Raw genomic sequence first — 7,449 nt, 5'->3', positions numbered from 1 at the left:
CTCGCGGCGCTCGCGCAAGGTGCGCGTCGGTTCGAGCGTGCGGACTGGCTGGATGCTGCGCGAGGCGTGGGGGAGTTCCTCCTCGGGCCCCTATCGTTCAAGGACGGCAGGCTGTCCCGCTCCTGGCGGGAGGGCAAGGTAAGCGGGGAGGGATTTCTCGATGACTACGCGAACGTGGCGCACGGCCTGATCGAGTTGCACGTGGCGACCGGCGAGATCCGTTGGCTGCTCGATGCCCGGCGCCTGACTCTGCTCGCGATCGATCTCTTCGCCGATCCCCGGAACGGCGGTTTCTTCCTCGCTCCGACCGGAGGCGAGGAGCTCGTCGCACGCACCAAAGGCCTCGACGACAACCCGATCCCGTCGGGCAACTCGATGCTCGCGCACGTCCTCCTGCGACTTGGACGAATCTGGGGCGACGACGAGTTGGAGCGTCAGGCGGTGTCGGTGCTGCGGCTCGCCGAGCCGATGCTCGGCCGCGCGCCGGGCGCGTTCGGCTGGATGCTGTGCGCGCTCGACCTCTGGCTCGCGCCGCCGCGGGAGATCGCGATCGTTGGCGCGGTCGACAGCTCTGTCGCCCGCGCAGCGCTCGAGCCGTTCGCGCCAAACACGGTCGTTGCAGTTGGGCCGGCAGCTGGGGTGCCGCTCCTCGAGGGCAAGGATCTCGTCGACGGCCGGCCGGCCGTCTATCTCTGCGAGCAGTTCGTGTGTCGGGCGCCCGTGACGGACACGGATGGGTTCGGGAGCGGCGCGGCGATCATCTAGTCTGCTCCGCATGACAACTATCGAGCCCACTGGTGCGGAAGACGTCGCGTGGAACCTCTCCGACCTTTACGCCTCAGGCGACGACCCACGCATTGAAAGTGACTTTGCCGAGGCCGAAACTGCAACGGCGGCGTTCCGCGACCGCTACTACGGCAAGGTTGCGGCGCTCTTGCCGGCAGAGCTCGCAGCGGCGATCGACGAGCGCGAGCGGATCGAGGCGATCGCCACCCGCGCGCTCTACTTCGCACATCTCGAGTTCTCCACCGACATGGCGGACACGGCACGTGGTGCCCTCGTCTCCAGGCTCGGTGAGAAGGCCGCCGGCCTCGAGACGCAGCTCCTCTTCTTCGGACTCGAGTGGGCCGCGATCGAGGACGAGCCGGCCGCTGCGACCCTGGCCGACTCGGCGCTCGACCACTGGCGGCACTGGCTCGCCGCACAGCGCGTGTTCCGCCCGTACGTCCTGACGGAGCCCGAGGAGAAGATCCTCACCGAGAAGTCCGTCTCCGGCGTCACCGCCTGGTCGCGGCTCTACGAGGAAGTGCTCGGCGCGATGCGCATCGACCTTCCCGATGCCGACGAGCCTGTCTCACTCGAGACGGCGATGGCCAAGCTGTACGCGACCGACCGTGACGTTCGCCGCGGGGCCGCTGAAGCGGTGACCGCGGCGCTTCAGCCCGGCCTGCGCACGCGCACGTCCATCTTCAACACGATCCTCGTCGACAAGTGGATCGACGATCGGCTCCGCAGCTACCCGACATGGATCACATCGCGGAATCTCTCGAACGAGACGACCGACGAGGCGGTGCAGGCGCTGATCGACGCGGCGACGTCGCGCTACGACGTGCCTCAGCGCTACTACCGGCTGAAGGCGAAGCTCCTCGGGCTCGACGGGCTCGAGTACTATGACCGCTTCGCTCCGGTCGCCGAGGATGCCTCGAAGACGCCGTGGGCCGTGGCTCGCGAGGTCGTCGTCGGCGCCTACGCCGACTTCTCCGGCGAGGCCGGGGACGCCGTCGAACGGTTCTTCGACGAGGGCTGGATCGATGCGCCCGTGCGGCCCGACAAGCGGCACGGTGCGTTCTGCGCTACGAACGTCCCGGGCGTGCACCCGTACGTGTTCATGAACTACACGGGGGACCGCCGCTCGATCCTCACGCTCGCCCACGAGATGGGCCATGCGCTCCACGGGTCGATGGCTCAACCGCTCGGGTACTTCAACGCATCGACGCCGCTGACGACGGCCGAGACCGCATCGGTGTTCGGCGAGGCGCTCACGTTCAAGCGGCTTCTCGCGGCCGAAGACGACCCGCGCAAGCGGCTCGACCTGCTCACCGGCCAGCTCGAGGACGCGATCGCGACGACCTTCCGCCAGATCGCGATGAACCGCTTCGAGAACGCGACGCACACCGAGCGCCGCGAGCAGGGCGAGCTCTCCGCGGACCGCATCAACGAGATCTGGATCGAGTGCCAGACGGCGCTGTTCGGCGACTCCGTCGGCGTCGGCGGGTACGAGAGCTGGTGGAGCTACGTGCCGCACTTCACGAACGTGCCCGGCTACGTCTACGCGTACGCGTACGGCTACCTGTTTGCTCTCTCCATCTTCCGGTCGTATCAGCGGGAGGGAGACTCGATGGTCGAGCCCTATCTCGACCTTCTCCGTACGGGTGGCTCGAAGGCGCCCGAGGAGCTCGCCCGCATGGTCGGCCTCGACCTCACCGACCCGTCGATCTGGGCGAGCGGGATCGAGGCCATCTCCGACGATCTCGACGAGGCCGAGGCACTGGCTGCGGAGATCGGACTGGGCTGATCGTTCATTTTTCGAGGGCGCTACCGGTCGGTCTCGTCGGCCGACCGATAGCGCCCGAGGAATTTCGGACTCGCGATAGCGAGCCTCGCTGCGACCTCCAGCTTCAGCTCTGCGAGATCGGTCTCGCGGATGTCGCCGGCGCAGATTCGTCGCGCCATCGTCCAATCGGCCTCCCCCGGGGCGGGTGATTCGCGCTCCACGATCGAGAGCGCGTTCATCGCGACGAGCGTCCTGAATCGCAGGCGCTGGTCGTCGAGGGTCGGAAGGATCTCAGCCTCGAGGAACTCGCGGACAGCCGTTGCGAGCTCGGCGGCTGTTGGGCGGTTGCTCATGCCGCCTTCTCGATCAGGTCGAGGAGCTCGTACTCCATCTCGGCGGCGAGCCGCCCGAGGATCGCAAGCTCGACGTTGCGCTCCTCGCCTCTGAGATGTCGCCGGGCCTGCGTGAGCGAGGCGATCGCCCACTTGCAGTTGCCGAGTACCTCCCAGACGAGCAGCTCGTCTGGCGGTATGCGGAGCCCGGTCAGCTCGGCGTAGCGCTCGAAGAACGGTCCGACGTCCGCAATCCCACCCAGGCGCTTCGCGTCGTTCCCGAACCGCCAGGCTCGGACGAGCGGCCAGGCGAGATCCTCGGCGGGGTCGGAGATGTGAGTGAACTCCCAGTCGAGGACGGCGACGATTCCCGCGTCGTCGACCATCAGGTTCCCGAGCCGGAAGTCGCCGTGGCTGACGACCCGCGGTCGTTCGAGCGGTAGGCGCTCCCGGCACCAGGCAAGGCCGTACTCGATCGCCGGGTGCGGTTCGTCGACGGAGTCGAGCTCGGCGTACAGTCGATCCCAGAGGTCCCCACTCGCGAGAAAGGGAAGAGTCTCCGGGGCGATGGCGTGGATCGCTGCGAGCTGCTCGGCCATCTGGAGATCGAGGCCCGGAGGCGGCGCCTTGATGATCCGACGCCCGATTGCCTCGCCACGAACGAGCTCCATCACGAACGACTCGCGACCGTCAAGATCGCCGAGGTACTCGATCGGCTCGGGAACGAGGACACCTGCTGCGCGGGCCGCGACCAACACGTCGAACTCCTGCCGGAGCGAGAGCGAATCGAGATGCATGACGCCGCCTCCCGCGCGCCGGAGCAGAAGCTCTCTGCCGTCGGCAAGCGAGATCGCCCATGCCTCCTTGGAGGCGCCGCCGGCGAGCTGCCTGGCCGCTGCCACGGGCGAGCCGAGCGCAGCGGTCAACGCCTCGCGGAGGTCATCGTTCACCCCACGAGTTCCGCGAGCGCCTGCAGCGCTTCGGGTTGCCGCGCCTGCAGGACGAGCGTGGTCGCTCCACTCTCGCGCCAGGCAGCGAGACGGTCGGCCATACGTGAACGGTCACCGACGAGCGCGATCTCGTCGACGAGGGCGTCGGGCACCGCGGCAGCGGCCTCCTGCTTGCGCCCCTCGAGGAAGTGATCCTGTACCACGATCGCCTCGGCCTCGAAGCCGTAACGCTGCGCAAGGCGGTTGTAGAAGTTTTGCCCGCGTGCACCCATGCCCCCGACGTAGAGTGCGAGCATCGGCTTGAGGAAGTCGCGGCACGCGGCGACGTCATCCCCCATCACGACAGGGACGAGTGGTGCGAGATCCCAGCCGGCGGGGCGCCCGCCGCGGAGCGCGAAGCCCTCCTCGAGCGCAGGTCCATGGACTGCCGGGGCACGCTCCGGAGAGAAGAAGATCGGCAGCCACCCATCTGCGATCTCCGCCGTCAGCGCCACGTTCTTCGGGCCGATCGCGGCGAGATAGATGGGCACGTCTGCTCGCGCCGGGTGGATGATGATCTTCAGTGGTCTGCCGAGGCCTGTTGCGCCGGGGCCTGTGTAGGGAATGTCGTAGTGCTCACCGTGGTGCTCGAGCGGCTGCTCGCGGCGGAGAATCGTGCGCACGATCTCGACGTACTCGCGCGTCCGGGTGAGTGGCTTGCCCCAGGCCTGGCCGTGCCAGCCCTCGGCGACCTGGGGTCCCGAGGTGCCGAGCCCGAGCAGAACGCGTCCGCCCGAGAGGATGTCCAGCGTGGCGACCGTCGTCGCGGTTGCGGCCGGCGAGCGTGCGGGCATCTGCATGATCGCGCTGCCAACCCTGATCTGCTCGGTCGTCGCAGCGACCCATGCCATCGGCGTGACTGCGTCCGTCCCGTAGGCTTCTGAAGTCCAGACGGAATGGAACCCGAGCCGGTCGGCCTCCTGAGCGAGGGCGATGCCGCCGAGGGGGTCGTCGTACCCGAGTTGCAGAGCGAGGCGCATGTGGCTGATCCTACTGGTGTGAGTATTTCCCTCTTCCCCGAGGGCTACACGGAGCGCCGAGCGCTCTACCGCGCCTTCGTCGAGGAGCACGTGATCCCGGCGGAAGGCGCCCTCAATCGCGAGGACGACGCATCGCTCGAGGTGATCACGTCGCTGCAGCAGCGCGCCCGCGATGCCGGGCTCTGGGCACCGCACATGCCCGCCGAGGCGGGTGGCACGGGCCAGGGGTTCCTCTACTACGCGTGCATGAACGAGGCTATCGGGCGCTCCTACTGGGCACAACTCGTCTTCGGCTGCCAGGCGCCCGATGCCGGCAACGCCGAGATCCTGCACATGCTCGCCACGTCCGAGCAGAAGGTGGAGTTCCTCGAGCCGCTGATCGAAGGGCGCGCGCGATCTTTTTTCTCGATGACCGAGCCGGACGTCGCCGGATCCGATCCGCGGCTGCTCGAGACGCGCGCCGTAGTCGACGGTAACGAATGGGTGATCGATGGTCTGAAGTGGTTCTCGACAGGAGCGGACGGTGCGAGCTTCGGCATCGTCTTCGCGATCACGGATCCGGACGCCGACACCTACAAGCGTGGGACGATGATCCTCGTTCCGGCCGACACGCCAGGTCTCGAAGTCGTGCGACCGATCTCGGTGATGGGGCACGAGGGTCGCGCCTGGAACACCCATTGCGAGGTTCGGTACACGGATGTCCGGGTGCCTGTGGCACATACGCTCGGCGGCCGCGGGGATGCATTCAAGATCGCCCAGCAGCGCCTCGGCCCGGGTCGCATCCACCACGTCATGCGCTGGCTCGGTCAGATGCAGCGCGCGTTCGACCTGATGTGCTCCTACGCGCTCCAACGGGAGGCGTTCGGTGGGCCGCTCGCCGACAAGCAGACCGTTCAGAACTGGATTGCCGACTCGGCGGCTGGAATTCAGGCGTGCCGGCTGCTCACGATGGACACGGCGCGCAAGATCGACGAAGGATCGGAAGCGCGCGTCGAGGTCTCACTGCTCAAATTCTATGCCGCAGGAGTGCTCAACGACGTCATCGACCGCGCGATCCAGGTGCACGGCGCCCGTGGTCTCACCGACGAGACGCCGCTCGCACAGATGGCGCTCCATGCGCGGGGTGGCCGAATCTATGACGGCCCGGACGAGGTGCACCGCATGGTCGTCGCGCGTCGGATTCTCAAAGGATACGCCGCGGGCGATCCCTGGCAATTCGACTAGGACGTCAGGCCGAGCGCCGGGCCACGAGCTCGATCTCGACGCGCGCACCGAGCGGAAGCGCCGCAACCGCCACCGTCGTTCGCGCCGGGAACGGCTCGTCGAACTGGCGTGCATAGACCTCGTTCATCTCCGTGAAGTCGGCCATTGACGTCAGATAGACGTTCACCTTGACGACGTCGCCGAAGCCAAGCGCGGCGGCCTCCAGCACGGCGGCAAGGTTGTCGAAGCAGCGCTGGGTCTGCTCCGCCAGGCTGCCGTCGATCAGTGCGCCGCTCGCCGGATCGATCGGCGTCTGGCCGGAGAGGAAGACGTGATCCCCGGAGACAACAGCCTGGGAGTACGGGCCGACAGCCTTCGGTGCACCGGGGCTCGAAACCGCGTTCCGCATCATCTCAGCGCCCCGTGAAGATCGGCTCGCGCTTCTCGAGGAACGCTGCAACACCCTCCGTGCCGTCATCGCTGACGATGCAGCGGCGGAAGGCATCCGCCTCGCGCCTGAGCCCCTCCTCGAGCGAGAGATCCCTCGTCGTCCGGGCAAGCTCCCGCAGCACGGCAACCGCGTGAGGCGAGCGGGCCGCAAAGGTCGAGGCCACCGCGGTCGCCGAGGCGACCAGCCCGGCCGCCGGGACGACCTGCTCCACGAGGCCCCAGTCGTACGCCGTCGCGGCGTCGATCGGCTCGCCGCCGATGTTGAGGAGGTTGGCGCGGCCGATCCCGACGAGCCGGGGCAGTCGCTGCGTGCCCCCGCCACCGGGAATGAGCCCGAGCTTCGTCTCCGGCTGCCCCAGCTTCGCATCGTCGGCACAGATGCGCACGTCGCAGCACATCGCGAGCTCGAGGCCACCGCCGAGGCAGTACCCCTGGATCGCCGCGACGAACGGCGTCCGCGCAGCGTCCATCCGGTGGCCGACCGCGTGGATCCCGCGTGCCGAGCTTCCCTCGCTGCCGCCGCCCTCGCGGAGCGCGGGGAACTCCCTGATATCTGCGCCCGCGACGAACGCACGCTCGCCTCCGCCGCGAAGAACGATCGCGCGGGTCGAGTCTTCGTTGTCCAGACGGTCGAGCTCGGCCTCCAGATCGGCGAGCAGCGCAGTCGACAGCGCGTTCATCGGGGGGTTGTCGATCGTGACGATTGCGACTGCGCCCTCGTGCTCGGTGCTGATGAACGTTCCCACGGGTCTCCTCCCTCTAGTTGAAGCGCTCGCGCAGCTCAGTCTTGCGGAACTTGCCGACCGCCGTCTTCGGGATCTCCTCGACGAACTCGAACCGCTCGGGCAGCCACCACTTCGCGAACTGCGGCGCGAGGAACTCGCGCAGCTCATCCGGCTCGGCCGAGGCGCCTTCGCGCAGGACGACGACGGCAAGCGGGC

At 68.0% G+C, this 7,449-nt stretch carries 7 protein-coding genes and 2 pseudogenes; 3 read left to right on the top strand and 6 right to left on the bottom strand.

The genetic code is table 11. The annotated features are described in order from the left end of the window. A pseudogene (locus ABIR74_RS11660) lies at positions 1-765 on the top strand (thioredoxin domain-containing protein); the annotation flags it as partial. A 10-nt stretch (positions 766-775) separates the two neighbouring features. Next, positions 776-2,575, top strand: a complete 1,800-nt coding sequence (locus ABIR74_RS11655) for a M3 family oligoendopeptidase (protein WP_348178280.1) — start codon at positions 776-778, stop codon at positions 2,573-2,575. Positions 2,576-2,595: 20 nt separating this feature from the next. Here the strand turns inward: ABIR74_RS11655 and ABIR74_RS11650 are convergent, their stop codons facing one another. The 3 genes from ABIR74_RS11650 to ABIR74_RS11640 are packed head-to-tail and all read right to left on the bottom strand — an operon-like array spanning position 2,596 to position 4,855. Next, entirely contained in the window at positions 2,596-2,907 is a 312-nt protein-coding gene (locus ABIR74_RS11650) for a hypothetical protein (protein ID WP_348178278.1), read from the bottom strand. After that, positions 2,904-3,836, bottom strand: coding sequence for a phosphotransferase family protein (locus ABIR74_RS11645; RefSeq protein WP_348178276.1), 933 nt, complete (start codon positions 3,834-3,836; stop codon positions 2,904-2,906). The genes ABIR74_RS11650 and ABIR74_RS11645 overlap by 4 nt, the downstream gene beginning before the upstream one ends. Continuing rightward, positions 3,833-4,855: an LLM class F420-dependent oxidoreductase gene (locus tag ABIR74_RS11640; RefSeq protein WP_348178274.1), complete on the bottom strand. Its 1,023-nt coding sequence runs from the start codon at positions 4,853-4,855 to the stop codon at positions 3,833-3,835. The genes ABIR74_RS11645 and ABIR74_RS11640 overlap by 4 nt, the downstream gene beginning before the upstream one ends. Positions 4,856-4,873: 18 nt before the next feature. Here ABIR74_RS11640 and ABIR74_RS11635 point away from each other — a divergent pair, with 18 nt between their 5' ends. Beyond that, a complete protein-coding gene (locus tag ABIR74_RS11635) occupies positions 4,874-6,079 on the top strand; it encodes an acyl-CoA dehydrogenase family protein (RefSeq protein ID WP_348178272.1) in 1,206 nt (401 codons plus the stop codon). Between the two features lie 4 nt (positions 6,080-6,083). Here the strand turns inward: ABIR74_RS11635 and ABIR74_RS11630 are convergent, their stop codons facing one another. The 3 genes and pseudogenes from ABIR74_RS11630 to ABIR74_RS11620 form a co-directional block, all read right to left on the bottom strand. Continuing rightward, positions 6,084-6,470, bottom strand: a complete 387-nt coding sequence (locus ABIR74_RS11630) for a Rid family detoxifying hydrolase (RefSeq protein ID WP_348178270.1) — start codon at positions 6,468-6,470, stop codon at positions 6,084-6,086. A 1-nt stretch (position 6,471) separates the two neighbouring features. Beyond that, positions 6,472-7,254: an enoyl-CoA hydratase-related protein gene (locus ABIR74_RS11625; RefSeq protein ID WP_348178268.1), complete on the bottom strand. Its 783-nt coding sequence runs from the start codon at positions 7,252-7,254 to the stop codon at positions 6,472-6,474. 13 nt (positions 7,255-7,267) lie between these two features. Next, a pseudogene (locus ABIR74_RS11620) lies at positions 7,268-7,449 on the bottom strand (fatty acid--CoA ligase); the annotation flags it as partial.

Source organism: Gaiella sp., from assembly GCF_039915195.1.
Classification (GTDB): Bacteria; Actinomycetota; Thermoleophilia; order Gaiellales; family Gaiellaceae; genus Gaiella.
This window is presented reverse-complemented; position numbering and strand designations above follow the sequence as displayed.

Coding starts and splice junctions, on each gene's coding strand:
- ABIR74_RS11650 (WP_348178278.1), bottom strand. CDS start 2,907: ATGAGCAACCGCCCAACAGCCGCCGAGCTCGCAACGGCTGTCCGCGAG.
- ABIR74_RS11655 (WP_348178280.1), top strand. CDS start 776: ATGACAACTATCGAGCCCACTGGTGCGGAAGACGTCGCGTGGAACCTC.
- ABIR74_RS11640 (WP_348178274.1), bottom strand. CDS start 4,855: ATGCGCCTCGCTCTGCAACTCGGGTACGACGACCCCCTCGGCGGCATC.
- ABIR74_RS11630 (WP_348178270.1), bottom strand. CDS start 6,470: ATGATGCGGAACGCGGTTTCGAGCCCCGGTGCACCGAAGGCTGTCGGC.